This is a genomic window from Bacillus sp. GbtcB10 (assembly GCF_019091365.1).
GTDB lineage: Bacteria > Bacillota > Bacilli > Bacillales > Bacillaceae > Bacillus > Bacillus altitudinis.
Genome location: NZ_JAGXJP010000003.1, coordinates 435,782 through 461,811, shown reverse-complemented (window position 1 = coordinate 461,811; position 26,030 = coordinate 435,782). Strand labels below are relative to the sequence as shown.

Annotated in this window: 29 protein-coding genes; 25 read left to right on the top strand and 4 right to left on the bottom strand. The window is 41.9% G+C overall.

Translation table 11 applies throughout. The annotated features are described in order from the left end of the window. Positions 1 to 130 precede the first annotated feature (130 nt). The 3 genes from KVT11_RS12575 to KVT11_RS12565 all read left to right on the top strand — a co-directional run bounded on the left by KVT11_RS12575 (position 131) and on the right by KVT11_RS12565 (position 1,899). Positions 131 to 871 (top strand): polysaccharide deacetylase family protein, encoded by a 741-nt coding sequence (locus tag KVT11_RS12575; RefSeq protein WP_116307177.1) that lies wholly within the window; start codon positions 131 to 133, stop codon positions 869 to 871. 71 nt (positions 872 to 942) lie between these two features. Continuing rightward, positions 943 to 1,671, top strand: coding sequence for an SGNH/GDSL hydrolase family protein (locus KVT11_RS12570; RefSeq protein WP_223255643.1), 729 nt, complete (start codon positions 943 to 945; stop codon positions 1,669 to 1,671). Positions 1,672 to 1,749: 78 nt separating this feature from the next. Next, the gene (locus KVT11_RS12565; RefSeq protein ID WP_003217499.1) at positions 1,750 to 1,899 is read left to right on the top strand and encodes a hypothetical protein; all 150 of its coding nucleotides are present in this window, start codon (positions 1,750 to 1,752) and stop codon (positions 1,897 to 1,899) included. A gap of 135 nt (positions 1,900 to 2,034) precedes the next feature. Here KVT11_RS12565 and KVT11_RS12560 read toward each other — a convergent pair whose 3' ends face one another. Beyond that, complete coding sequence (locus tag KVT11_RS12560) at positions 2,035 to 2,175, bottom strand: sporulation histidine kinase inhibitor Sda (RefSeq protein ID WP_003217327.1); 141 nt, start codon at positions 2,173 to 2,175, stop codon at positions 2,035 to 2,037. Positions 2,176 to 2,537: 362 nt separating this feature from the next. Here KVT11_RS12560 and KVT11_RS12555 point away from each other — a divergent pair, with 362 nt between their 5' ends. The 8 genes from KVT11_RS12555 to KVT11_RS12520 are packed head-to-tail and all read left to right on the top strand — an operon-like array spanning position 2,538 to position 7,555. Then, positions 2,538 to 3,059, top strand: a complete 522-nt coding sequence (locus KVT11_RS12555; protein WP_008356191.1) for a YqeG family HAD IIIA-type phosphatase — start codon at positions 2,538 to 2,540, stop codon at positions 3,057 to 3,059. 2 nt (positions 3,060 to 3,061) lie between these two features. Continuing rightward, complete coding sequence (gene yqeH / locus KVT11_RS12550; protein ID WP_007501357.1) at positions 3,062 to 4,162, top strand: ribosome biogenesis GTPase YqeH; 1,101 nt, start codon at positions 3,062 to 3,064, stop codon at positions 4,160 to 4,162. Positions 4,163 to 4,183: 21 nt separating this feature from the next. Beyond that, positions 4,184 to 5,026 (top strand): shikimate dehydrogenase, encoded by an 843-nt coding sequence (aroE, locus tag KVT11_RS12545; protein WP_008342509.1) that lies wholly within the window; start codon positions 4,184 to 4,186, stop codon positions 5,024 to 5,026. After that, entirely contained in the window at positions 5,020 to 5,310 is a 291-nt protein-coding gene (yhbY, locus tag KVT11_RS12540; RefSeq protein ID WP_008342507.1) for a ribosome assembly RNA-binding protein YhbY, read from the top strand. The genes aroE and yhbY overlap by 7 nt, the downstream gene beginning before the upstream one ends. Before the next feature lie 13 nt (positions 5,311 to 5,323). Further along, positions 5,324 to 5,893, top strand: coding sequence for a nicotinate-nucleotide adenylyltransferase (locus tag KVT11_RS12535; RefSeq protein WP_008342505.1), 570 nt, complete (start codon positions 5,324 to 5,326; stop codon positions 5,891 to 5,893). Continuing rightward, positions 5,883 to 6,446 carry a bis(5'-nucleosyl)-tetraphosphatase (symmetrical) YqeK gene (yqeK, locus tag KVT11_RS12530; RefSeq protein WP_017358029.1) on the top strand — a complete coding sequence of 188 codons (564 nt, stop codon included), beginning with the start codon at positions 5,883 to 5,885 and terminating at the stop codon, positions 6,444 to 6,446. Before KVT11_RS12535 ends, yqeK begins: the two co-directional genes overlap by 11 nt. A gap of 12 nt (positions 6,447 to 6,458) precedes the next feature. Next, entirely contained in the window at positions 6,459 to 6,815 is a 357-nt protein-coding gene (rsfS, locus tag KVT11_RS12525) for a ribosome silencing factor (protein WP_008342502.1), read from the top strand. After that, complete coding sequence (locus tag KVT11_RS12520) at positions 6,812 to 7,555, top strand: class I SAM-dependent DNA methyltransferase (RefSeq protein ID WP_007501350.1); 744 nt, start codon at positions 6,812 to 6,814, stop codon at positions 7,553 to 7,555. The genes rsfS and KVT11_RS12520 overlap by 4 nt, the downstream gene beginning before the upstream one ends. 48 nt (positions 7,556 to 7,603) lie before the next feature. On the opposite strand, the gene comER is transcribed toward KVT11_RS12520, so the two are convergent. Next, complete coding sequence (gene comER / locus KVT11_RS12515; RefSeq protein ID WP_008342498.1) at positions 7,604 to 8,452, bottom strand: late competence protein ComER; 849 nt, start codon at positions 8,450 to 8,452, stop codon at positions 7,604 to 7,606. Positions 8,453 to 8,542: 90 nt separating this feature from the next. Here comER and KVT11_RS12510 point away from each other — a divergent pair, with 90 nt between their 5' ends. The 3 genes from KVT11_RS12510 to KVT11_RS12500 all read left to right on the top strand — a co-directional run bounded on the left by KVT11_RS12510 (position 8,543) and on the right by KVT11_RS12500 (position 12,133). Continuing rightward, the gene (locus KVT11_RS12510) at positions 8,543 to 9,178 is read left to right on the top strand and encodes a ComEA family DNA-binding protein (protein WP_116307172.1); all 636 of its coding nucleotides are present in this window, start codon (positions 8,543 to 8,545) and stop codon (positions 9,176 to 9,178) included. 65 nt (positions 9,179 to 9,243) lie between these two features. Next, a complete protein-coding gene (locus KVT11_RS12505; protein ID WP_008342495.1) occupies positions 9,244 to 9,813 on the top strand; it encodes a ComE operon protein 2 in 570 nt (189 codons plus the stop codon). Then, complete coding sequence (locus tag KVT11_RS12500) at positions 9,806 to 12,133, top strand: DNA internalization-related competence protein ComEC/Rec2 (RefSeq protein WP_217609018.1); 2,328 nt, start codon at positions 9,806 to 9,808, stop codon at positions 12,131 to 12,133. The genes KVT11_RS12505 and KVT11_RS12500 overlap by 8 nt, the downstream gene beginning before the upstream one ends. A 39-nt stretch (positions 12,134 to 12,172) precedes the next feature. Here the strand turns inward: KVT11_RS12500 and KVT11_RS12495 are convergent, their stop codons facing one another. Continuing rightward, complete coding sequence (locus KVT11_RS12495; protein WP_008342491.1) at positions 12,173 to 12,307, bottom strand: YqzM family protein; 135 nt, start codon at positions 12,305 to 12,307, stop codon at positions 12,173 to 12,175. 238 nt (positions 12,308 to 12,545) lie between these two features. Here KVT11_RS12495 and holA point away from each other — a divergent pair, with 238 nt between their 5' ends. Further along, complete coding sequence (gene holA, locus KVT11_RS12490; RefSeq protein WP_017358025.1) at positions 12,546 to 13,565, top strand: DNA polymerase III subunit delta; 1,020 nt, start codon at positions 12,546 to 12,548, stop codon at positions 13,563 to 13,565. A 133-nt stretch (positions 13,566 to 13,698) separates the two neighbouring features. On the opposite strand, the gene rpsT is transcribed toward holA, so the two are convergent. Continuing rightward, positions 13,699 to 13,965 carry a 30S ribosomal protein S20 gene (gene rpsT / locus KVT11_RS12485; protein WP_008342485.1) on the bottom strand — a complete coding sequence of 89 codons (267 nt, stop codon included), beginning with the start codon at positions 13,963 to 13,965 and terminating at the stop codon, positions 13,699 to 13,701. A gap of 198 nt (positions 13,966 to 14,163) precedes the next feature. Here rpsT and gpr point away from each other — a divergent pair, with 198 nt between their 5' ends. From gpr to prmA, 10 genes are all read left to right on the top strand, one after another. Beyond that, complete coding sequence (gene gpr, locus KVT11_RS12480; protein WP_007501339.1) at positions 14,164 to 15,279, top strand: GPR endopeptidase; 1,116 nt, start codon at positions 14,164 to 14,166, stop codon at positions 15,277 to 15,279. Between the two features lie 66 nt (positions 15,280 to 15,345). Continuing rightward, on the top strand, positions 15,346 to 16,554 hold the full coding sequence (locus tag KVT11_RS12475; RefSeq protein WP_050827433.1) for a stage II sporulation protein P: 1,209 nt from the start codon (positions 15,346 to 15,348) through the stop codon (positions 16,552 to 16,554). 13 nt (positions 16,555 to 16,567) lie between these two features. Further along, positions 16,568 to 16,900, top strand: a complete 333-nt coding sequence (locus KVT11_RS12470) for a YqxA family protein (RefSeq protein WP_017367631.1) — start codon at positions 16,568 to 16,570, stop codon at positions 16,898 to 16,900. 165 nt (positions 16,901 to 17,065) lie between these two features. Then, positions 17,066 to 18,904, top strand: coding sequence for a translation elongation factor 4 (lepA, locus tag KVT11_RS12465; RefSeq protein WP_008342476.1), 1,839 nt, complete (start codon positions 17,066 to 17,068; stop codon positions 18,902 to 18,904). Positions 18,905 to 19,018: 114 nt separating this feature from the next. After that, positions 19,019 to 20,158, top strand: coding sequence for a radical SAM family heme chaperone HemW (hemW, locus tag KVT11_RS12460; protein WP_116307168.1), 1,140 nt, complete (start codon positions 19,019 to 19,021; stop codon positions 20,156 to 20,158). Between the two features lie 81 nt (positions 20,159 to 20,239). Next, entirely contained in the window at positions 20,240 to 21,271 is a 1,032-nt protein-coding gene (hrcA, locus tag KVT11_RS12455; RefSeq protein WP_008342473.1) for a heat-inducible transcriptional repressor HrcA, read from the top strand. A gap of 63 nt (positions 21,272 to 21,334) precedes the next feature. Beyond that, positions 21,335 to 21,892, top strand: coding sequence for a nucleotide exchange factor GrpE (gene grpE, locus KVT11_RS12450; protein ID WP_008342471.1), 558 nt, complete (start codon positions 21,335 to 21,337; stop codon positions 21,890 to 21,892). Between the two features lie 24 nt (positions 21,893 to 21,916). After that, on the top strand, positions 21,917 to 23,755 hold the full coding sequence (gene dnaK / locus KVT11_RS12445; RefSeq protein WP_008342469.1) for a molecular chaperone DnaK: 1,839 nt from the start codon (positions 21,917 to 21,919) through the stop codon (positions 23,753 to 23,755). 165 nt (positions 23,756 to 23,920) lie between these two features. Then, complete coding sequence (dnaJ, locus tag KVT11_RS12440) at positions 23,921 to 25,054, top strand: molecular chaperone DnaJ (RefSeq protein ID WP_008342467.1); 1,134 nt, start codon at positions 23,921 to 23,923, stop codon at positions 25,052 to 25,054. 22 nt (positions 25,055 to 25,076) lie between these two features. Continuing rightward, a complete protein-coding gene (gene prmA, locus KVT11_RS12435; protein ID WP_017358022.1) occupies positions 25,077 to 26,012 on the top strand; it encodes a 50S ribosomal protein L11 methyltransferase in 936 nt (311 codons plus the stop codon). The last annotated feature ends 18 nt before the right edge of the window (positions 26,013 to 26,030 follow it).

The window sequence follows — 26,030 nt, the reverse complement described above, 5'->3', positions numbered from 1 at the left end:
AGACAAAAAGCGGGCCTAATGGGCCGGCTTTTTTTATGTGAAAAAGAAGCGTAGACGATCACGAAACTTGAATGAATTCATCAGAAAGCGGGCAATTTAATGTGTAATGATGTTCTGTGGAGGCGGTCTGATGAAAGGATTGCATATCTTGTTATGTATATTGGTATTATGCGCTTTTGTTCCTGATAACATAGAGGCGCGTACATTAAAAAGAATCGACCTAGAAAAAACGGGACGAGCCTTTTGGGACATGAGAGAGGAACGGAAAAAGATTGCGTTAACCTTTGATGATGGGCCTCATCCGGTATACACAAGTCAAATACTAGATGTACTAAGAGAGCATGAAGTGAATGCCAGCTTTTTTGTCATCGGAAGCCGTATTCATGCATATCCCCTCCTCGCAGAGCGGATTGTGAGCGAAGGAAATGAGCTTGGCAATCACACGATGAACCATACGTATTTTGACCTTTTGTCATCGAAAGAAATCAAGCAAGAATTAAAAGAATCAGCGGCTCATATCGCTTCTCTCCAGCCGGGCGGACCCTTATTATTTCGTCCCCCGGGCGGGCGCTTGACGATGAAGTCATTCCGCATTCTTTCTAAGCAAGGATACGATGTCGTGATGTGGTCCTTTACGCAAGATCCGAAGGACTGGTCAAGGCCAGGTGCTCACAAAATTGCCAGCCGTATTATTGAGAATATTCAGGGCGGTGATATCATCCTTTTACATGATGGCGGTGGAAATCGTAAGCAGACGGTAGAAGCGCTGAAACAAGTCGTACCTGAACTAAAGAAAAGGGGCTATGAGTTTGTGAAAGTAAGCGAACTACTGCACCATGACAGAGATTATCTGCCGGTTCAATTACAATAAGAAACAGTCATTCATTGAAACCAAAAGTCTTGTCGTTTACTATATGAAGAGGGCTTTTGGAGGTGAATGTTGTGAAGAAATTTGTTTTCCTTTTCATCCTGTTATGTGTTGCTGCTGGGTGCTCGAAGCAGGCGCAGGAAAGTGTCATTGCATTTGGTGACAGTAACACAAGAGGATCGAACTGGGATTTTCGAGATTATCCAACATCTGAAAAATGGGTAAATCTCATGAAAAACGTCGAGCGCGGCCAAATCAAGGTACACAATGCCGGAATTGGCGGGCAGACAACAGAAGATGCGAAGCTGCGCTTTGAGCAGGATATTTTAAAACAAAAACCAACTTACGTCCTCATCATGTTCGGTACAAATGATGCGGCGATTCTTGACGGGAAACATCCCCGTGTGACCAAAAAACGATTTAAGGAAAACTTATCCTACTTCATTTCTGAAAGTAGGAAAGAGGGAATTACCCCGATCCTCATGACGTGCGTGCCTGTAGTCGAAGGAGGCAAAAAGGGCTTGTATTATTATTCTAGATATAAGTCATCTTATTTTGCTGAGAGAGGCGGGGCGAGAGCTTGGCAAAACTCATACAATGACATCACAAGACAAGTAGCTGAAAAACAGCAGGTGCCGCTTGTCGACAATTGGAAAGCGTTCATCCGAGAAGCGGGTGAAGATAGTGACAACGCCTTGATTCAGTCTGGCCTCATTGACCCTTCTGGCAATCATATGACACCAAAAGGGGCAAGAATCATTTATAACGAAATCAAAGAGCGTGATGTCATTAAACATTTTTAAAAGCAGGCCATCTGCCTAAACAAGACGATCCATCTCGCATAGTCTAACAGTATATCTTCCTAGAAGGAGGTAACTGATATGTGGGGATGTCCTTATCCTTACCCTGCGTGTTCGCCTTATCCAGCTCAAGGAGCAGGAATCGGTTACGCTTTTCTTGTTGTGTTCCTTGTCGTCATTTTGGTCGTAGGTGGAGGGTTATGGTTTTGGAATGAACAGCCTTGCAAATAAGACACCTCTTCTTTGATCAGAAGGGGTGTTTTTTACGGAAAATAGTAGTAAGCCTATAGCGCAAGTGATATAATATCAGTCACCTGAGTTTAAAAAGGAGAGTGCTCGGGAGGCATGGTTCCTGGATATATGGAATTAAGAGGAAACAGAGAGCATATGCCCGAGCGAACGTCTTTTCATTTCTGTCTCAATTAATTCAATGAAGTCGCGATTTAAGTTCATTTCATTTGCTTTATAATACGATTCTATAAGTAAATCATCTGACAGCTTTTTCATACTAGAAACCCATATGATGGGAAAAACACCTCCCCTGAAAAAGTTGGCATAAAACTTGAGGAAAAGACATATCATCATAGGTTGATCGAATGTCTTTGAAGTACCTTTAATCTACCATGAATGGGAAACAAGAACAATCGTTCTGTTATCCACATGGTTAAGTGGATAACTTGTGGGTAGAGTGTTTATAATTGAATGAAAGCATGATGAAATATAGGTGGATAATGTGTGTAAAATTATCCACACCTGTTGAAGGTCCTCATCATATGTCGAAAACTTTTTCATTGTATTCGATAGACAGACAAATTGTGATTTGATTCGACACAATCGCTGAAAAACCAATGGAAGAAAGGGTGCAAATTGTGCTAAAGAAGTATTTCTTACCGGATGAATTTGTGAAAAGTATTTTCCACATTTCGCCGCAAAAACTAAAAGAACGAAATGTAAAAGGAATTATTACGGATTTAGATAACACACTAGTAGAATGGGATCGTCCAAGTGCGACCCCGCGTTTAATTGAATGGTTTCAAGAGATGAAAGATCACGGGATACAGGTGACGATTGTATCGAACAATAATGAAAAAAGGGTCAAGCTTTTTTCTGAGCCGGTTCATATCCCGTTTATTTATAAAGCGAGAAAACCGATGGGAAGAGCCTTTAATAAGGCCGTCGCTGATATGCAATTGAAGAAAGAAGATGTGGTTGTCATTGGCGATCAGCTTATGACAGATGTGCTTGGCGGAAACAGGCATGGCTTCCATACCATTTTGGTTGTACCTGTTGCGGCATCGGACGGATTTTTCACGAAGTTTAACAGGCAGATTGAACGCAGAATTTTAGGAGCCTTAAAGCGTAAGGGCCACATTCAGTGGGAGGAAGAGTAATAATGGAAAAGGTTGTTTGTATTGGCTGCGGTGTAGCCATTCAGACGGAAGATAAAGATCAATTAGGATATGCGCCGGCAGCATCTCTATTGAAAGAAGATGTGATCTGTCAGCGCTGTTTTAGGTTAAAGAACTACAATGAAATTCAGGATGTGTCTTTAACAGAAGACGACTTTTTAAATATTTTACACAGCATTGGCGAGACTGATTCTCTGATCGTCAAGGTCGTTGATATTTTTGACTTTAACGGAAGCTGGATTAATGGACTGAGCCGTATTGTTGGTGGTAATCCCATTTTACTTGTCGGCAACAAGGTAGATATTTTACCGAAATCCGTGAAAAAAGACCGTCTTGTTCAATGGATGAAGCGGGAAGCAAAAGAAAATGGGCTCAATCCGATCGATGTGTTTTTAATCAGTGCGAGCAGAGGACAAGGTGTGCCTGAGGTCATGGAGGCAATTGATCATTACCGTGAGGGCAGAAATGTCTATGTTGTCGGCTGTACAAATGTTGGGAAATCAACATTTATTAATCGCATTATCAAAGAGGTGTCTGGAGAAGAGAATGTGATCACCACATCCCAATACCCAGGGACAACACTTGATGCGATTGAAATCCCGCTTGATGACGGGTCTGCTTTATTCGATACACCGGGTATCATCAACCGCCATCAAATGGCGCACTATGTCGGCAAAAATGACTTAAAGATTTTAACGCCGAAAAAAGAATTGAAACCGAGAACGTTCCAGTTAAATGAAGCTCAAACGCTTTACTTTGGCGGACTGGCACGATTTGATTATGTAAAAGGCGGCAGAACATCCTTTGTCTGCTACATGCCAAATGAACTCAACATTCACAGAACGAAGATGGAGAATGCAGATGACTTATATGAAAAGCATGCAGGTGAGCTGCTTTCACCGCCATCAAAAGAGGGGATGGAAGATTTCCCGCCGCTCGTTCCGCACACTTTCACCATAGATCAGCCAAAAATGGACATTGTCTTTTCAGGATTGGGCTGGGTGACTGCGAATGATGCTGGAAAACAAATCAAAGTGTATGCGCCAAAAGGCGTGCACGTGTTTATGAGACGTTCGTTAATTTAAATGTTCAGAGGGGGAGAGACCTTGAAACCTTTATACGGAGTAATCGGTAACCCTGTTGGCCACTCAATGTCTCCGGATATTCATAATGCAGCATTAAAGGATGCTGGAATTGATGGACATTATCATGGCTTTCAAGTAGAAAATGATGACCTGAAAGATGCGATTAGCGGCATGAAAGCGTTAGGAATCAGCGGCATTAACGTCACTGTTCCGCACAAGGTAGAAATCATGAAGTACCTCGACAAAATTGATGTGACAGCTGAACGCCTTGGTGCCGTCAATACGGTGCGGCTCGAAGGAGATCAGCTCGTTGGGTACAATACAGATGGAGAAGGCTTTCTTCATTCATTGCTTGAAGCGTTGGATCAGCCGCTATCAGAGCTGTCATTTCTCCTGCTTGGTGCTGGTGGAGCAGCAAGAGCGATTTACACGACAATTGCTGAGTATGCACCGAAACAATTTGATATCGCCAACCGCACCATTGAAAAAGCTGAGGCTTTAATTGAAAGTGCCGATGGGAAAATCACATCTCGTGCCATTGCATTAAATACAGCAGAAGAGCGGCTTGGGGAATATGATGTCATCATCCATACGACCTCGATTGGTATGTATCCGAATGTTGAAGAAACCCCAATTTCTTTAGCGAACGCAAAAAAAACAGCGGTCGTTTGTGATATTGTGTATAATCCAATAGAAACAAAGCTGCTAAGCGAAGCAGCCGGGTTAGGTTTGAAAACAGTCGATGGCGTCGGCATGTTTGTTGGTCAGGCGGTAAGAGCCTTTGAACTGTGGACGGGCATTACACCTGACGCCCGAAAAATGAAGTCAATTGTCATAGAGAAATTAGGAGGAACACCATGTTAAAAGGTAAGCAAAAACGTTTTTTACGTGCGCAAGCACATCATTTATCACCTATTTTTCAAGTTGGAAAAGGCGGGGTAAATGACAATATGGTCAAGCAAATTTCCGAGGCGCTTGAAGCAAGAGAACTTTTGAAAGTCAGCGTATTGCAAAACTGCGACGAGGACAAAACAGAGGTTGCAAAAGCACTTGTAAAAGGTGCAAAAGCTGAACTCGTTCAAACGATCGGAAATGTGATTGTCCTTTATAAGGAATCAAAGGAAAATAAACAAATTAAGCTGCCGTAAAGGTGGATATGATATGAAAAAAATAGGGTTATTCGGCGGTACGTTTGATCCCCCGCATAATGGGCATTTGCTGATGGCAAGTGAGGTGCGTTTCCAAGTAGGGCTTGATGAAATTTGGTTTATCCCAAATCACAAGCCCCCTCATAAAACGGGCCGAAAACGAGCAGAGAGTCATCACCGCGTAAAAATGGTGGAAAAAGCGATTCAGACAAATCCTCATTTTCGAGTTGAGCTTATTGAAATGGAGCGGGAGGGCCCATCTTATACAGTAGATACGGTTGAGCTGTTAAAGAAGCGCCATCCTGAAGATGAGTTCTTTTTTATGATTGGAGCGGACATGGTCGAGTATTTGCCGAAATGGCATAGAATCGATGATTTGCTTCAGATGATCACCTTTATTGGGATGAAAAGACCAGGTTATGAAGGAAGTACGGCGTATCCTCTTTTGTTTGCAGATGTTCCGGCTTTTGATGTATCATCGACATTGATTAGGCAGCGAATGAAGCAGGGGAAACCTGTTGATTATTTGATTCCGAAAGCTGTTGAGTGTTATATAAAGGAGCATCATTTATATGAATCGTGAAGAAGCTTTAAACTGTGTCAAACAGCAGTTAACAGAGCATAGATATACACATACAATTGGGGTCATGGAGACGGCCATTTCATTAGCTGAACGTTTTGGTGCAGATGTGAAAAAAGCAGAGGTCGCGGCTATTTTCCACGATTATGCTAAATTTAGACCGAAAGAAGAAATGAAGGGCATCATCCAGCAAGAACAGATGAACCCTCTATTGCTTAAATATTCACCTGAGCTTTGGCATGCCCCAGTTGGTGCCTATTTGGTCAAAAAAGAAGTTGGAATTGACGACCAAGATATTTTAACAGCCATTGAATTCCATACGTCCGGCAGACCGAACATGACATTGCTTGAAAAAGTTATTTATGTGGCCGACTATATAGAGCCAGGACGCCATTTTCCTGGTGTAGAGGAAGTAAGAGAGTTAGCAGAGCAGGATTTGGACCTTGCCTTGATTCAATCTTTAAAAAACACCGTCAGCTTTTTAATGAAAAAGAATCAGCCGGTTTTCCCAGATACACTTGCTACTTATAACTCACTTGTGCAAAAGAACAACTAAGGAGGAATTTTGATGGATGCATCATCAATTTTAAACATCGCAGCTGGAGCGTGCGATGATAAACGGGCAGAGGACATTATTGCCCTGAATATGCAAGGGATCTCACTTGTTGCAGATTATTTTCTCATTTGTCACGGGAATTCTGACAAACAAGTACAGGCCATTGCAAGAGAAGTGAAACACCTTGCAGAAGAAGGCGGCATCGAAGTTAAAAAGATGGAGGGCTTTGACGAAGCAAGATGGGTCTTGATTGATTTAGGAGATGTCATTGCTCATGTGTTCCACAAAGAGGAAAGAGGATACTATAACTTAGAGAAGCTTTGGGGAGATGCGCCGAGAGAAACGCTTTCGCTTGGCATTAACTCATGATTTATCAAGGGTTTGCAGGTGTGTATGATGAGCTCATGACACATGCCCCTTATGATGAATGGGTTCAGTGGATACAGCGGCATATCAAGCCAAATAGTGCGATTATCGATGTAGGTTGTGGAACTGGAGAGATCTCTCTTCGGTTAGCTGCAAAAGGCCACATGGTCACAGGAATTGACCTAAGTGAAGAGATGCTGGCATTTGCGCAGCAAAAAGCACAGGCTCATAAGCAGTCTATTCAATTTTTACATCAAGATATGAGAGAGCTTGAGGGGTTTGAACAAACTTTTCAAGCAGCGGTTATTTGCTGTGATTCTTTGAATTATCTAAAAAACGAAAATGACGTCAAAAAAACCTTTAAAAACATGTTTCAGCTTTTAGAGACAGGTGGGGTTTTATTGTTTGATGTTCATACCCCTTTTAAAATGGAAGAGGTATTTCCTGGCTCTACTTATGCCGATCAAGATGAAGAAATCAGCTACATTTGGCAGAGTGATAAAGGAGATCATCCATTTTCAGTCATTCATGATTTAAGCTTTTTTGTAAAAGACGGAGACGTGTATGAGCGTTATGATGAAACGCACGAACAGCGTACATTTCCTTTTGAGACATATGCAGCGTTCCTTGAGTCCGCTGGCTTTGAACAGATTGAAGTGACCGCTGATTTTACAAATGAAGCACCTCAAGAATGTGCAGAAAGATATTTTATTTCAGCGAAGAAACCAAAAACCATCGTTTAATGGAACGATGGTTTTTTAAAACCCTTTTTTCGCTTGTTGCGAAGATGTTTAATTTCTGAGATCATCAGTAAACACACTCGGTGGGTATTGATGCGCAACCGCTTCTACATCCTCATCGAACTTGTCATGAGTGTTCTGGAAAAGCTGATGGAACATATCTTGAACACCTGCTTCAAGTGCTTTAATGCCCTCGCCGGTGACGCCGCCTTTTACACACACCTTCTCTTGCAGTGTAGGCAGGGTATACACCCTTTTTTCAATCAAACGGCCAAGTCCTACAAGCATATCTTCTGATAAGGTAGTGGCTTCTTCTTTTGAAATATCTGTTTCTTCAACAGCGGCTTCAATCATTTTCTGAACAAGAAAGCTAATAAAGGCAGGACCGCAGCTGACAATATCTGAGGCTGCCCGTGTGATTGAATGATGAATTTCGATTGGTGTTGAAATGCGGGAAGCGAGTTGTCTGAGCGCTGCTTTTGTCGTGACATTGCATGATGAACCAAATGTTAAAAGTGATGCGCCTGATAATGCGCGGTTGGTGATGCTTGGGATCAGTCTGGCTGTTTGACAAGGAACAATATCTTGAAGCTGTTCAGGATGAACCGGACTTGTAATGATGACAATGGTTTGCTGTTCTTTTAAAAGTGGGCTCAGCTCTTTTAAAAGCGGATAAATATCAAGTGGTTTGACACAAACAAAGATGAAATCTTTATCCGTTACAGCTCCTGAAAGCTGTTTCGTCACTTCGACCTCTGGGTGATTCTTTTTTATATTGAACGCTTTTTCGATGGTCCGATTTGTAATGGTGATGGATGAGGGATTGACTGCTTTTGATTCAATAAATGCCTCAGTAAGTATGGTACCCATGTTTCCTGTACCGATTAACCCTATATTCAAACGTTCTCCCTCCTTAGACGCATAGGATCTGTTATCTTCTAAACAGTATGTGAAGCAGCGTGAAAATATGATTGAAAGAAGCGTGAACAAGTGAAGCAGCTCATTTCGTTGAAAAAATACAGTCTTTATCTGATAGCGGGAATCATTATCCTCGTCATCCTCATCATCTGTTTCTGCTTTTTAGTAGGAAAAGAGAAAGGCAGCGCCGAGCCAGGTGTATTGAAAGAACAACATGAAACGCAAGTCACATTAGAAGAAAAACAAGAGAGTGCAGAAAAAGAGCCAACATCCATCGTAGTAGAGGTCAAAGGAGCTGTACGGAAGCCGGGCGTTTATGCATTGATGGCTGAGGACAGAGTTGAAGAAGCCATTAAAAGAGCAGGTGGTTTTACGAGCAAGGCAGATACAGTTGACATCAATCAAGCAGCAAAATTAGAGGACAGTATGATGATTTATGTACGAAAGAAGGGGGAGGCTGACAAGCAGGGACAAACAGCAGCGGCTGATACGCCGCCGGGAAATGAACAGAGTCAAGCGGTGAATGTCAATCAAGCTGATGCAGCGGAATTGCAGACCATTAACGGAATAGGCCCGGCCAAAGCGGAAGCCATCATTGCGTATAGAGAAGAGCATGGAGAATTTCAGCAAATTGAAGATTTGCGGAATATTTCGGGTTTTGGAGAGAAGACCATTGAACGGCTGAAAAATCAACTGACGGTTAAGTAGAATTGACGGTATAGAAGAAAGGCATGTACACTTAATACCAACCATCATTCTGGAGGGATCAGCTCGTGGAGAGAATTTCATGGAATCAATATTTTATGGCTCAAAGCCATTTGCTTGCTTTGCGAAGCACCTGTGAGCGGCTAGCTGTTGGGGCAACGATCGTAAGAGACAAGCGCATCATCGCAGGTGGATATAATGGATCCATTGCCGGCGACGTGCATTGTGCAGATGTAGGATGCTATGTGATAGATCATCACTGCGTTCGTACAATCCATGCGGAGATGAACGCTATTTTACAATGTGCCAAATTTGGTGCACCAACGGCTGATGCTGAAATATATGTGACGCATTTTCCTTGCTTGCAGTGCTGTAAAGCGATTATTCAAGCAGGTATTCGAACAGTGTATTATGCGAAGGATTATAAAAATCATCCATATGCTGTTGATTTATTTGAACAGGCCGGAGTTCAAACAGAACAGGTCGAACTAGATGAGATGATTATTGACTTAAAAAACCAAGAAAAATTAGCCTTTGTTGCGGATTTAATAGGCAAACTAAGTGAATCAGGACGTAGCGAAACAGAAATTCGTCAAATGCATGAAAAGGCGAATCAATTATTTACTTCCTATGTTTAAGTATTTGCCGTTCGGGGCGATTTCAGCAGCTGCTGGAATTGCTCTGGCCGCATATCATCTTCATTTATATTTTCTCCTTTTTCTTCTTGTATGTCTTCTTTTCAGTCTGCTGAAAAAAATACCCCAGTTCTTTTTAATGGTCAGTTTGTGTGGAACGATCTATATGCTCATTTTTATGGTGCATCAGTCTTTTGAAACGGATCATCCCATGCAAGAAAAAGCATTTTCTCACTCGGTTGTGATTGAAACGATTCCGAAAATAGATGGCAATCGCTTTTCAGCGACTGTTTCATCAGAGAATCGTCGACTAGCGGCATTTTATACGATTCAAACGGAGCGTGAAAAAGAAGAGCTAAAAGATGTTGGGCCAGGTATGAGCTGTCATATGACAGGTGAGATGCGGTTGCCTAAACATGCAACCATACCGAATGGCTTTCAATATGATCAATTTCTAAAAACAAAAGGTATTGATGCTATTTTCTTAACGCAGTCTATGAAAAGCTGCACGAAACATGACAGCCCTTCACATGACCTTTCATCTATTAGGCAGAAGGGGTTGAAATTTCTAGAAGATCACGTTCCGAAGAATTCTGTTGGGATTGTGCAGGCACTTATTTTTGGCGATCGTGATTTAATAGACCCTGATACATTAAGAGATTATCAAATGCTTGGCATCATTCATTTATTAGCCATTTCAGGACTTCATGTTCAAACATTGCTCGCTTGTCTATTTTGGTGTCTACTCCGCGCTGGCGTGACAAGAGAGACAGCGCGTATTCTTTTATTATCCTTTTTGCCGGTTTATGCTAGTTTAACAGGTGCTGCACCGTCTGTGTTAAGAGCCTGTCTCATGGCTGGAATTTATTTAGTCATCACAAGCCTGCCAAAAGAAATGAAACAGCCTTCTGCGGTCGTGTTAAGTGCAGCGTTCTTGCTTTTATTAGCCATTCAACCACTTTATATATTTGATGTCGGTTTTCAACTGTCATTTGTGGTGACCTTATTTATTTTGCTATCCACTAGTATTTTATCAAAAGCAAAAAGTTCGGTGATGCAGTTATTCCTCATTTCCTTGATTGCACAGCTTGCTTCGCTTCCTGTTCTTTTATATTATTTTCAACAATTTTCCTTGCTGAGTGTTCCTTTAAATATGATGTTCGTTCCTTTTTATACAATGGTTGTCATGCCTCTGTCCTTATTCTTTTTTCTTTTATCTATCATTTATCTTCCGCTTGGACAAACACTGTTTCAGCTGCTTGATTGGGTGATCCAGTTTAGTCATCAATTGTCTGCACACATGGCTGCTTACGATAGTCTTACTCTCATTTTTATGAAATCGACATGGTGGCATGTGCTCCTAGAGGTGTCCTCCATTGTTTTTCTATTCATTGTGATGGAATGTAAAACTTCTATCAAATCTTATCTTGTGCCGATTTTGATTCTCGTTTGTGTGCTGTCTGTACACTATTTCACGCCGAATTTTCTTCAAAAAGGAGAGGTCACGATGTTAGATGTAGGACAAGGGGATAGTTTGTTTATTCAGTTACCTTATCGAACCGGGCATATATTAGTCGATACAGGAGGCAGACTTTCTTTTGAAGAAGAGCCATGGAAAAAAAGACGTAAAGTATCTACAATTGGGGATCAAACGCTTATTCCATTTCTGCATTCTAAAGGCATAGCAAAACTTGATGTCCTCATCCTTACCCATGCAGATCAAGATCATATGGGAGAAGCGATGCGGTTAATAAAGCGAAATAAAGTCAAACGCGTTGCAATCCCAAAAGGCTTTGCTCGAAATCCAGAGGATGCGCAGCTTTTAAAGGAAGCGGCTGATCAACGGATTCCTGTAGATGAGTTGGAAAGAGGAGATCAGCTGAGAATTGGAGGACAAAAATTCGACGTTCTGCATCCCGCACGTGACCAGGTGACGAGTAAAAATAATGATTCACTGGTCCTCACCTTTACGCTTGGCGGCAAGCGTTTTATGCTGACTGGGGATCTTGAACAAGAAGGGGAACGAGACATCATTCAAGCTTACCCCAAGCTACGAGCGGATGTCTTGAAGGTTGGGCATCACGGGAGTAAAGGATCAACAAGTGAAGAATGGCTTCAGCATTTGAACCCGTCATATGCACTGATTTCAGCAGGTGAACGAAATCGGTATCACCATCCTCATCAAGAAGTTTTGAAAAAAATAAATGAGCATCAAACAAAGGTGTATCGTACAGATATCGATGGAAGTGTGACCTATGAATTTCTTGAAGAGGATGGAACATTTTACGCTCATCCTCCATATGATATCTTACAAAATCAATAAAAAAACTGCCAAAACGGCAGTCATCTTGCATTCATGTAGTTAAGATCCAACGAGGTGTATCACTGTTGCCAAAATAAACATTGAGGCGAAAAATCCGAATGTGACGATAAAACCAACAGCTGAGTCGGTCACATCATTCCGCTTGCTTTGAACATTCTTTTCAAATTCATTCATTTTCATCCCTCCTGGCTATTTTTAGTATACTTGAACTCATTTGGAATTGCTAGAAGGTAAAGTAACCGTTTTCCATTTTCATGATCATTTTGTGAATATCGTCTGACTGTAAGCTGACCCGGGAGCTTACGTGAGACGTTTACTATAAATGAGGAGGCGGCACTTTCAGCTTCCTCTTTACTAATGTCTCTACACGCTTTAGGATAGAGGAGGAAGTGAAAGAGAGGGATTTAAGCGAATGGTCTTTGAAGTATGGAACAATTTAAAAAAAGGGGATATCCATCCCGTTTATTGCTTATATGGAAAAGAAACGTATTTACTTCAAGAGACAGCTGCAAAATTGAGACAAGCTGTCGTCGACGAAGAAACAAAGGATTTTAATTACTCTGTCTTCGATATGGAAGAGGTGCCGCTTGAGCAGGCTGTGACGGACGCAGAAACATTTCCGTTTATGGGAGAGCGGCGTCTCGTTGTGATCAAAAACCCTTATTTCCTCACTGCAGAAAAGAAAAAAGAAAAGATCGAGCATCAGCTTTCTGTATTAGAAGCTTATTTAGAAAAGCCAGCACCCTACACGATTCTCGTGTTATTAGCCCCATATGAAAAACTGGACGAACGTAAGAAAATCACCAAATTGTTAAAAAAGAAAGCGGCTGTGGTTGAGGCGAAAGAGTTAAATCCGAAAGAAACAACGGATTTCACCATCACATTAGTAAAAACAGAAGGAAAAACAATCTCGGCTGAAGCGGCAGAACAGCTTGTCATGTTATGTGGCGGGAGCCTGTCCTCACTTTTTCAAGAGGTTCGAAAGCTAAGTACATATATTGGGCAGCGAGAGGAAATTGAGCTGGCGGATGTCAATCAGCTCGTTGCACGAAGTTTGGAGCAGAATATTTTCGAACTGATTAACCAAATCGTGAACAGGCGCCGGTCTGAAGCGATGCAAATGTTTTATGATCTCCTAAAGCAAAATGAGGAACCCATTAAAATATTGGCACTCATTTCAAATCAATTTCGGTTGATATTGCAGACAAAGTACTTTGCTCAACAGGGATACGGGCAAAAACAAATTGCGTCAAACCTGAAAGTTCACCCATTCCGGGTCAAACTCGCGATGGATCAAGCAAGACTGTTTTCAGAAGAAGAGCTAAAGTACATCGTCAAAGAGCTCTCCACGATTGATTATGAAATGAAAACGGGTAAAAAGGACAAGCAGCTATTATTAGAATTGTTCCTGCTTCGGTTATTAGGGGCTTGAACATAAAAAAACGACCTTCTCAAAAGAGGGTCGTTTTTGTTTAGATGTATAATTGCCAGTCTGTCCTTAGGCTCGGCCGTTCAGGACGGACGTACAGTTAAACAGGTGCCTCATCACTGAGGCGTTGCAATCATTATGCAGAAAGTCCGTTTACTTGTTTCGCAAGTCTTGATTTGTAACGCGCAGCTGCGTTTTTGTGTACAAGACCAGTTTTAACGGCTTTGTCAATGCGTTTTGCAGCAGAAGAAAGAGCAGCTTTTGCTTGCTCAGCATCGTTGTTAGCTACAGAAACTTCAACTTGTTTAATCGCAGTACGCATCGCAGACTTGATTGTTGCGTTGTGTGCACGGCGTTCGTTATTCGTTTTTGTACGTTTGATCGCTGATTTAATATTTGGCATGTGTTTCACCTCCTAAGATACAACCTAAACACAATTGTCTTAAGGTTAAATCTTCACAATAGAACAAATTGTATTCTATCAAACACACCTTTAGAATGCAATATAAATGTAAAGTATTTTTCATTGATGAAGCGCTCGAATGTTTCTTGAAAGAGATGGAAAGACTACTGTTAATTACTTGATGGAAGGAGCCTTTTCATGAAGAAACAGAAACTCGATTTAAGCGCTTATCAAATCCGGACCGATTTGGCCGTTGAAACAAAAGAGATACTAGAACAAGAGAACGATCCGAATGTGGTCAAAAAGGACGGTATTCAAGGAATTATTGAGAAAGAGAAGGAAGAGCACGGCATCCGCATCCGCACTGTGGAGATTACGACAGAAGGAGAAGAGTTGACCGGAAAAAAGGCAGGGACATACTTGACGCTTGAGGCGCAAGGAATTCGTGAGAAAGACTCTGAGATGCAAGAAAAAGTGGTCGAAGTTTTTGCCCATCATTTTGCTCAGTTTTTAAAAGATCACGGCATTCAGGCGGATGCGAGCTGTCTTGTCGTAGGACTCGGAAACTGGAATGTCACGCCGGATGCTTTAGGGCCGCTCACAGTTGAAAATTTGCTGGTGACACGCCACTTATTTGAATTACAGCCTGAGAATGTGCAGGAAGGCTATCGCCCAGTGTCTTCATTATCGCCTGGAGTCATGGGACTGACTGGTATAGAAACAAGTGACATTATACAAGGTGTCATTGAACGATCTAAACCAGATTTTGTGATCGCCATCGATGCACTAGCTGCACGTGCAGTAGAACGGGTGAATACGACAATTCAAATTTCTGATACAGGTATACATCCAGGATCGGGTGTCGGAAATAAACGAAAAGAATTAAGCAAAGAGACCTTGGGGATTCCAGTCATTGCCATTGGTGTACCGACAGTGGTCGATGCAGTCACGATCGCAAGTGACACGATTGATTACGTGTTAAAGCATTTTGGTAGAGAACTGAAAGATGATAGACCTTCCCGATCTTTAGTACCAGCGGGTCTGACATTTGGCAAGAAAAAAGTGCTGAATGAAGAGGATTTACCAGATGATGAAACGCGTCAATCCTTTTTAGGAATCGTCGGAACGCTTCCTGAAGAAGAAAAAAGACAGTTGATCCATGAGGTGCTTGCACCGCTTGGACAAAATCTAATGGTCACACCGAAGGAAGTGGATACATTCATTGATGACATGGCGAACGTACTCGCCAATGGGTTAAATACAGCACTTCATCAAAAAATCTCTCAAGACAACATGGGTTCCTATAATCATTAAACAGTTCTACTTTCTCTAGCTCGCTCATAGTGTAATTACTAGAAAGCGTGCTGGAGGGAGTAAATCATGAAAAAAAGACCTCGCCGTCCTCGACAGTTGGTCGTTGCGATTAATGGAACAAAAGTAGTGAAGAGTATTTTTTTGTTTATTGTCTCTCTGGTGGTTGTGTTTGTCATGTCAGGGGCTTTGACGTCTTTAAAACCTGAGCTTAGGCCTCAAGCATCATTATATGGTGTGGCAGATGAGCTGTCAGGGGCATTCTTTGCAACTCTAATGGGGATGGAAAATCAATATTTTTCCTCAGCAGTCCCTGAAGATCAAAAAGGATTTCATTTCTCCGGGCTGTCACTCAAACTTGCCACAAGTATCAATTTAGAAGACCCCCGCAGTTTTCTAGGAAGAGAGCTGCCAGGCTTTGAACATTTTGATACAAAAATCATCCTAGCAGGTGAAGGTACAGACTATACGAATATGCCAATGGAATCGCCGCCTCCAAGTGAAGTCATCAAAGATGAAAAAGAAGCAAATCTAGCTGAGCTGGACAAGCTTGATGAAGATGAACCGAAAACGCCTGCAAAAGAGCCGGACCAGTCGACAGGAAAACGAAAAGCTGTATACATTTATCACACACATAATACGGAATCATATTTACCATTTTTAAAAGGAGAAACAAACCCAAACAATGCGCGCCACTCAAAAGTGAACGTCACCCTTGTCGGGGAGATGTTTGGTAAAGCGCTCGATCAGCAAGGAATCGGCAACACAGTGGATAAAACAGAAATTGAAAAAAGACTGCTGAAAAAAGGGTTGAAGTATCCTCAATCATATAATGAATCCAGATTGGTTGTAAAAGAGGCTCTCGCTAAAAATGATGACCTAGATTACTTAATCGATATTCACCGGGATTCAAGAAGAAAGAAAGATACGACAGTAGAAATCAAAGGCAAGAAATATGCGAGAATCGCGTTTGTTGTAGGGAAGAAGAATCAAAGCTATGAGAAAAACTTAAAGCTGGCGACAGAGTTCCACCATTTGATGGAGAAAAAATATAAAGGACTTAGTGTCGGTGTGTTTGCCAAAGGAGAAATTGGTGATAATGGAATCTATAATCAAGATTTATCTGACAAAGCCCTCCTATTAGAATTTGGCGGTGTGGATAATAATATGGAAGAACTGAAAAACGCATCCAATGCAGCAGCTGATGTGTTCAGTGAAATTTTCTGGGACGCAGAAAAGGTAGACGGCAAAGCAAAGGATGAGAAAAAACGGTCTTAAGGTGGTGGAGGACATGGGCTCATTTATCGGAAAAACCATTATTTTATCGCTCGTATTGCTATTCGGTGTCTTTTTAGGAATGCAGCAAGCTAATAATGGCATGCTTCAAATGAAAGGGTATCATGATCCGCAATTAAAAGGGGCCTTCACTGTCCAAACGAATGATGATCAAGAAAAAGAAGCTTCTATCCTCGGAACAGCTGTCACACAAAAAGACTTAGCAGAAAAACAAAAGCAGCTAGAAGAAATGGAGAGCTTTAATGCCTTCTCTAAGGCCGGAAAAGCATTATCAGAAGGTATGACGCATGCAGCCCGTACACTTTATGATTGGGTGAATGGTAAATAAACTGTTGTAAGCATCATGTTGGATGTTATTTCATAAGATATCACACCTTTTCGTGAAAGCCGCTAACCGATGAGCGGCTTTTCTTGATTTCGATTGAATCTTTACAGCCCTATTGATATAATCTAACCTAGCGCAACCCGCGTTTTATAGTAGGAGTGATAGATTGTGACAGATAAAGAAAAACGATTAGAACGGCAATCAAGAATTCGAAATTTCTCCATTATCGCCCATATTGACCATGGGAAATCCACATTGGCTGACCGTATTTTGGAAAAAACAGCGGCGATTACGCAACGAGAAATGAAAGAACAATTACTTGATTCCATGGACTTAGAGCGTGAACGCGGCATTACGATCAAATTAAACTCTGTTCAGCTGAAATATCAGGCGAAGGATGGAGAAGAATATATTATGCACCTGATTGATACACCAGGGCATGTCGACTTCACCTATGAGGTATCTCGAAGCCTAGCTGCCTGTGAAGGTGCAATTCTTGTGGTGGATGCAGCACAAGGCATTGAAGCACAGACACTAGCGAACGTTTATTTAGCTCTTGATAACAACTTAGAAATCCTGCCGATCATTAACAAAATTGATCTGCCGAGTGCAGAACCTGAACGTGTAAGACAAGAAATTGAAGATGTCATCGGGTTGGATGCATCTGAAGCTGTTCTCACCTCTGCTAAGGCGGGCATCGGGATCGAGGATATTTTAGAACAAATCGTCGAAAAGGTGCCGGCACCAGCTGGAGATCCAGAAGCACCACTTCAAGCCCTCATTTTTGATTCTCTCTACGATGCGTATCGTGGCGTCATTGCTTACATACGAATTGTCGAAGGAACCGTAAAACCGGGTCAAAAAATTAAGATGATGGCGACAGGCAAAGAATTTGAAGTGCTTGAAGTTGGCGTATTTACACCGAAAGCAATGCCAACAGACGAACTCACTGTTGGAGATGTTGGCTATTTAACAGCTGCCATTAAAAACGTTGGTGATACACGAGTAGGGGATACGATCACAAGTGCGGTAAACCCTGCGAAAGAAGCTCTGCCTGGATATAGAAAGCTGAACCCAATGGTGTACTGCGGCCTTTATCCAATTGACACAGCGAAATATAACGACTTGCGTGAAGCGTTAGAAAAGCTTGAATTAAATGATTCTTCACTTCAATATGAGGCAGAGACATCCCAAGCACTTGGCTTCGGCTTCCGCTGTGGCTTCCTTGGCATGCTTCATATGGAAATCATCCAAGAACGGATTGAACGTGAATTTAAAATCGACCTCATTACGACAGCGCCAAGTGTTATTTACGATGTGTATATGACAGACGGAGAAAAAATCGTTGTAGATAACCCATCCAATTTGCCTGATCCGCAAAAGATTGAGCGAATTGAAGAGCCATACGTGAAGGCAACAATGATGGTGCCAAATGATTATGTTGGTTCTGTGATGGAGCTTTGCCAAGGAAAGCGCGGCAATTTCATTGATATGCAATATCTTGATGCAAACCGCGTGAGCATTGTGTACGAAATTCCTCTGGCAGAGATCGTATACGAATTCTTTGATCAATTAAAGTCCAATACAAAAGGGTATGCATCCTTTGATTACGAGCTGATCGGCTATCGCCCATCCACTCTAGTGAAAATGGATATCATGCTCAATGGCGAAAAAATCGATGCACTTTCCTTTATTGTTCACCGCGATTATGCGTATGAACGCGGAAAGATCATTGTAGAAAAGCTGAAAGAACTGATTCCGCGCCAGCACTTTGAAGTACCAGTTCAGGCAGCGATCGGTCAAAAGATTGTTGCACGGTCTACCATTAAAGCAATGCGCAAGAACGTACTAGCGAAGTGTTATGGTGGAGATATTTCCCGGAAAAGAAAGCTTCTTGAGAAGCAAAAAGAAGGGAAAAAGCGCATGAAGCAAGTGGGTTCTGTAGAAGTCCCACAAGAAGCATTTATGGCCGTGCTGAAAATGGACGACAGCACACCGAAAAAATAACATCCTCAAGGCAACCTGCTTTACAATGCTCGCCTTGACGTTTATAGTCGAAAACAAACGAAGAGGCCGCAGCGATAAACTGCGGCTCTTTACCTGTAAAGAAGGTGTCAATAATTGAAAGCAGCATACATTCACATTCCATTTTGTGAGCACATTTGTCACTATTGTGATTTTAATAAATTTTTCATTAAAACCCAGCCGGTCGATGAATACTTAGCCGCTCTTGAAAAAGAAATGCAGCACACGATCGATCAAAAAGGGGAGCAAGAACTAAAGACGATCTTTATTGGCGGAGGAACCCCGACATCACTCACAACCAGCCAGTTAGATCAGCTTATGGACAGCATTCACCGCGTATTAAAACCAACCAAAAACTTAATCGAGTTTGCAGTAGAAGCAAACCCAGACGAACTATCGCTTGAGAAATTGAATGTCTTAAAATCAGCTGGCGTTAATCGGCTGAGCTTTGGTGTTCAAACATTTGAAGATGACCTGCTCAAAAAAATCGGACGGGTTCATCAAAAGAAAGATGTTCTCACATCTTTCGAGCGAGCAAGAGCAGTTGGGTTTGACAACATTAGTCTTGATCTGATGTTTGGTTTGCCTCATCAAGAGAAGCATCATGTCATGCATTCACTAGAGACCGCTTTTTCATTAGGTGCAGAACATTATTCGGTTTACTCGCTGATTGTCGAGCCAAAGACGGTCTTTTACAATTTGATGCAAAAAGGGAAACTGCATTTACCACCGCAAGAACGTGAGGCTGAAATGTATGAGCTCGTCATGGATGAAATGGAGCGGCACGGACTCAAACAATATGAGATTAGCAATTACGCCAAACCAGGTTTTGAAAGCCAGCATAACCTCACCTATTGGAGCAACGAAGATTACTTTGGTTTTGGCGCAGGAGCGCACGGGTATGTAGATGGCGTCCGTAATGTGAACGCTGGACCAGTGAAGCATTACTTAGAGCTAATTGATCAAACAGGGTTTCCATATAAGGAAACGCATCAGGTGACAAAAGCAGAACAGATCGAAGAAGAAATGTTCTTAGGTTTGCGGAAAATTGAAGGCGTGAAAAGTGCTCACTTTCAAGCGAAATTTGGAGCATCACCAGAAGCACTCTTTCCCGCCATTCTTGAAGAATTAGCAGAAAAAGGTCTCATTCAACAGGATGAGATTGGCATTCGTTTAACAAGAAAAGGAAAATTGTTAGGGAATGAAGTATTTCAAGCGTTTCTCGGTGAGTTATAATTGACATTTTAATTTGAGTTTGGTAATTTTGTTTATACAATTAGCACTCGTTGAAAGAGAGTGCTAACAGGGGTGATGATGATGTTAACAAATCGTCAGCTTTTGATTCTACAAGTCATTATTAATGACTTTATTCGTTCGGCGCAGCCAGTTGGATCAAGGACTCTTTCCAAAAAAGAAGACATTACATTCAGCTCTGCGACGATTAGAAACGAAATGGCTGATTTGGAGGAACTCGGTTTTATTGAAAAGACCCATTCTTCATCAGGAAGAATTCCTTCCGAAAAAGGATATCGTTATTATGTAGATCATTTGCTCTCTCCGCGAAAACTGTCATCTAAAGAGCTTGTGCTCATCCAGTCAGTATTTCAGGAGAAAATTTTTGAGCTGGAAAAAACAGTTCAAAAATCGGCGGAAATTTTATCAGATCTCACAAACTACACATCGATTGTCCTTGGTCCAAAGCTAAGTGAAAATCGATTGAAGCAAATTCAGCTTGTCCCTGTCCAGCCTAATAAAGCAGTAGCGATTATGATTACAGACAGCGGGCATGTTGAAAACAAAACCATTACCTTCTCTGAGCATCTTGATGTCTCCGATATTGAGAAGCTAATGAATATTTTAAACAGCCGCTTAGCCGGAGTCCCGATGGATCAGCTGAAGGACAGGATGTATAAAGAAGTAGTGATGCTCCTTCGCACGCATTTAAAAGACTATGATCATATTTTAGATGCACTTGGTAACACATTCACTTCAACACAAAATGAATCAAAACTTTTCTTTGGCGGGAAGATTAATATGTTGAACCAGCCAGAGTTTCATGACATTGACCGCATTCGTTCACTCATGATGCTGATTGAACAAAAGAATGATGTCATGCAGCTGTTTCATCCAAATCAGCAAGGAATCACCATTAAAATCGGTTCAGAAAACAATTTGGAAGCAATGGAGAACTGCAGTTTAATCACAGCAACTTATGCGATTGATCAAAAATCACTCGGCTCCATCGCTGTCATTGGTCCAACCCGTATGGATTACGGGCGAGTCGTTAGTCTTTTGCATCATGTATCAAAAGACTTGTCAAACGCACTTTCCAATTTGTATGATGAGTAGGGTGATAAAAGGTGGGGGCACAGCCCCTTCGTATAATTGAATCTTTTGAGGGAGGTGAACACAATGTCAGAAGAAAAACAGACACCTGAGCAAGCAGCAGAGGTTGAAGCACAAGAAGAAGCAGTTCAAGCAGAAACTGAGGAAGTAAAGCACGATGAACAGTCTGCCTTCCAAGAGAAGATTGATGAATTGCAGCAGCTTCTAGATGAAAAAGAAAACAAAATTCTGCGTGTTCAAGCAGATTTTGAAAACTATAAACGCCGTGCTCGAACTGAAGTGGAGACCGTGCAAAAATATCGTTCTCAACATGTTGTCAGCGACCTTCTCCCAGCTCTCGACAACTTTGAAAGAGCGCTTGGAATCGATCCAGACAATGAGCAGACGAAAAGTTTGTTAGAAGGTATGCAAATGGTTTACCGCCAGCTGGTAGAAGCGTTGAAAAATGAAGGCGTTGAACCAATTGAAGCTGTCGGCAAAGAGTTCGATCCAAACCTTCATCAAGCCGTCATGCAAGTTGAAGATGAAAACTACGATTCAAACATCGTTGTAGAAGAATTGCAAAAGGGCTATAAACTCAAAGACCGAGTTATTCGTCCATCAATGGTAAAAGTAAATCAATAACTACATAATGGGAGGTCATCGAATATGAGTAAAATCATTGGTATTGACTTAGGAACAACAAACTCATGCGTTGCAGTACTCGAAGGCGGCGAGCCAAAAGTTATTGCAAACGCTGAAGGAGCACGTACAACACCATCTGTTGTCGCTTTTAAAAATGGAGAGCGCCAAGTAGGTGAAGTAGCGAAACGTCAATCAATTACAAACCCAAACACCATCATGTCTGTTAAAAGACATATGGGTACAGATTATAAAGTAGAAGTTGAGGGCAAGAACTACACGCCGCAGGAAATCTCAGCAATCATCCTTCAACACCTTAAATCTTACGCTGAAGCTTATCTTGGCGAAGAAGTAACAAAAGCGGTTATTACAGTTCCTGCTTACTTCAACGATGCAGAGCGCCAAGCAACAAAAGATGCTGGTAAAATTGCTGGTCTTGAAGTAGAACGTATCATCAACGAACCAACAGCAGCTGCACTTGCTTATGGTTTAGATAAAACAGATGAAGATCAAACGATTCTTGTATATGACCTTGGTGGCGGTACATTTGACGTATCAGTCCTTGAGCTTGGAGACGGCGTCTTTGAAGTACGCTCAACTGCTGGGGACAACCGTCTAGGTGGAGACGATTTTGACCAAGTCATCATCGATCATCTAGTGGCTGAGTTCAAAAAAGAAAACGGCATTGATCTTTCTAAAGATAAAATGGCGCTTCAGCGTTTAAAAGATGCTGCTGAAAAAGCGAAAAAAGATCTTTCTGGTGTATCTTCTACACAAATCTCACTGCCATTTATCACAGCTGGAGATGCAGGTCCTCTTCACCTAGAATTAACGCTAACGCGTGCTAAATTCGAAGAGCTTTCTGCAGACCTTGTAGAGCGTACAATGACACCTGTACGTCAATCACTGAAAGATGCTGGTCTATCTGCTAGCGAGATTGATAAAGTCATCCTTGTTGGTGGATCAACTCGTATTCCTGCAGTACAAGAAGCAATCAAAAAAGAAACAGGTAAAGAGCCTCATAAAGGCGTAAATCCTGATGAAGTGGTTGCACTTGGTGCAGCAATTCAAGGTGGAGTTATCACAGGAGATGTCAAAGACGTTGTTCTTCTTGACGTCACACCACTTTCTTTAGGAATTGAAACAATGGGCGGCGTATTCACAAAGCTGATTGAACGTAATACAACCATTCCAACAAGTAAATCTCAAGTATTCTCAACGGCTGCTGACAACCAAACTGCTGTAGACATTCACGTCTTACAAGGTGAGCGTCCAATGGCAGCAGACAACAAAACATTAGGTCGTTTCCAATTGACTGATATCCCGCCAGCACCACGCGGCGTACCACAAATCGAAGTATCTTTTGATATCGATAAAAACGGTATTGTCAACGTACGTGCGAAAGATATGGGTACTGGAAAAGAACAAAACATCACAATCAAATCTTCTTCAGGTCTTTCTGATGATGAGATCGAAAAAATGGTCAAAGAAGCAGAAGAAAATGCTGAAGCAGATGCAAAGAAAAAAGAAGAAATCGAAGTGCGCAATGAAGCAGATCAATTAGTGTTTACGACAGAAAAAACATTAAAAGATCTTGAAGGCAAAATCGATGAAGAGCAAGTGAAAAAAGCAAACGACGCGAAAGATGCGCTAAAAGCTGCGATCGAAAAAGGCGAGCTTGAAGACATCAAAGCGAAAAAAGATGAGCTACAAACAATCGTTCAAGAATTAACGACAAAGCTCTATGAAGAAGCTGCAAAACAAGCACAAGCTCAGCAAGAAGGCGCTGAAGGTGCTCAAAAAGCAGATGACAATGTAGTGGATGCAGAATACGAAGAAGTAAACGACGATCAAGAGAAAAAATAATCACCTTTACTTTTGAAAAAGACTGCTGAAACGTACTCGTCAGAAAGTCAAAGTCAGGATCTCTTGGCTTTGACTTTTTTCTTTTCAACGATGAAAAGGAATTGAAAAAGATCAATTTAAAATGATACAATCGTATTTATGTGAGAAAATCGGGAGTGTGAAGAGATGAGTAAGCGTGATTACTATGAAGTGCTTGGCGTGAGTAAGAGCGCCTCAAAGGACGAAATCAAAAAGGCATACCGCAAGCTTTCAAAAAAGTATCACCCTGATATTAATAAAGAAGCTGGCTCAGATGATAAATTCAAAGAAGTAAAAGAAGCCTATGAAACCCTTTCTGACGATCAAAAACGTTCACATTATGACCAGTTCGGTCACACCGATCCAAACCAAGGATTTGGTGGCGGCGGATTTGGCGGTGGAGGAGACTTTGGCGGCTTCGGCGGCTTTGATGACATCTTCTCTAGTATTTTTGGCGGCGGAGCCAGAAGAAGAGATCCAAATGCACCGCGTCAAGGAGCGGACCTTCAATATACAATGACCCTTTCATTTGAAGAAGCGGCATTTGGGAAAGAAGCAACGATCGAGATTCCCCGCGAGGAATCATGTGAAACGTGTCATGGATCAGGTGCAAAACCTGGAACACAGGCGAAGACATGCTCACATTGCGGCGGATCAGGTCAACTAAATGTCGAGCAATCCACGCCATTTGGTAAAGTAGTCAACCGCAGAGTATGTAACTACTGTAGCGGAACTGGTAAACAAATTGAGCATAAGTGTTCAACATGTGGTGGATCTGGTAAAGTGCGTAAGCGTAAGAAAATCAATGTGACGATCCCAGCAGGTGTGGACGATGGTCAGCAGCTTAGAGTATCTGGTCAAGGTGAACCAGGTGTAAATGGAGGACCTCCAGGCGATCTATTTGTTGTTTTCCATGTGAGGGCGCATGAATTCTTCGAACGAGATGGAGATGACATCTACTGCGAAATGCCGCTTACCTTTGCGCAGGCTGCACTAGGTGATGAAATTGAAGTGCCGACATTACATGGGAAAGTCAAATTAAAAGTTCCTGCGGGCACACAAACGGGTACGAAGTTTAGACTCAAAGGAAAAGGTGTAAAAAATGTACGCGGTTATGGTCAAGGCGATCAGCATATCGTTGTACGCGTCGTAACACCGACGAATTTAACTGAAAATCAAAAAGATATCATTAGAAAATTTGCTGAAGTGAGCGGAAATAAACCGGACGAACAAGAAATGAGCTTTTTCGATAAGGTGAAACGCGCATTTAAAGGCGAGTAAGACGGATAAGGAGTTGGTAGTATTGAAGTGGTCAGAAATTAGCGTCCATACAACAAATGAAGCGGTGGAACCGATCACCAATATTTTGCATGAAGCAGGTGCAAGTGGTGTCGTGATTGAGGACCCGCTTGATTTAGTCAAGGAACGTGAAAATGTATACGGTGAGATCTACCAGCTCGATCCGAATGATTATCCTGAGGAAGGGGTTATCGTCAAAGCCTACCTTCCGATGAATAGCTTTTTGATGGAAACGGTAGATGAGATCAAAGAAGCCATCAACAATCTTCTTCTATATGATATTGACCTTGGACGAAATACACTGTCAATTTGTGAAGTAAACGAAGAAGAATGGGCGACTGCATGGAAGAAATACTATCATCCTGTGAAAATCTCTGAGAAATTTACCATCGTCCCAACATGGGAAGAGTACACACCTGTTCATTCTGATGAATTGATCATCGAAATGGACCCTGGAATGGCATTTGGAACCGGTACACATCCAACAACGGTTCTTTGCATTCAGGCGCTTGAGCGCTATGTGAAGGAAAACGACACGGTGATTGACGTTGGAACAGGATCTGGCATTTTAAGTGTTGCTGCTGCAATGCTCGGTGCAAAAGACATTCATGCATTTGATCTCGACACCGTTGCAGTGGAAAGTGCAAAGCAGAACATCGAATTAAATGGTGTGAGCGAGCAAGTAACGGTAAAACAAAATAATTTACTTGATGGGATTTCAGGTGAACGCGATGTGATTGTGGCCAATATCCTTGCAGAGGTCATCATGCGCTTTACAGATCAAGCGTATGATCTATTGAAGAAAGACGGTTACTTTATTACATCAGGCATTATCGGACAAAAGAAATTACAAGTCAAAACGGCTTTAGAAGAAGCCGGTTTTGAGATTGTTGAAGTGCTGTCAATGGAAGATTGGGTCAGCATTATAGCGAAAAAATAAAGCGAGTAGGTGTCAGGA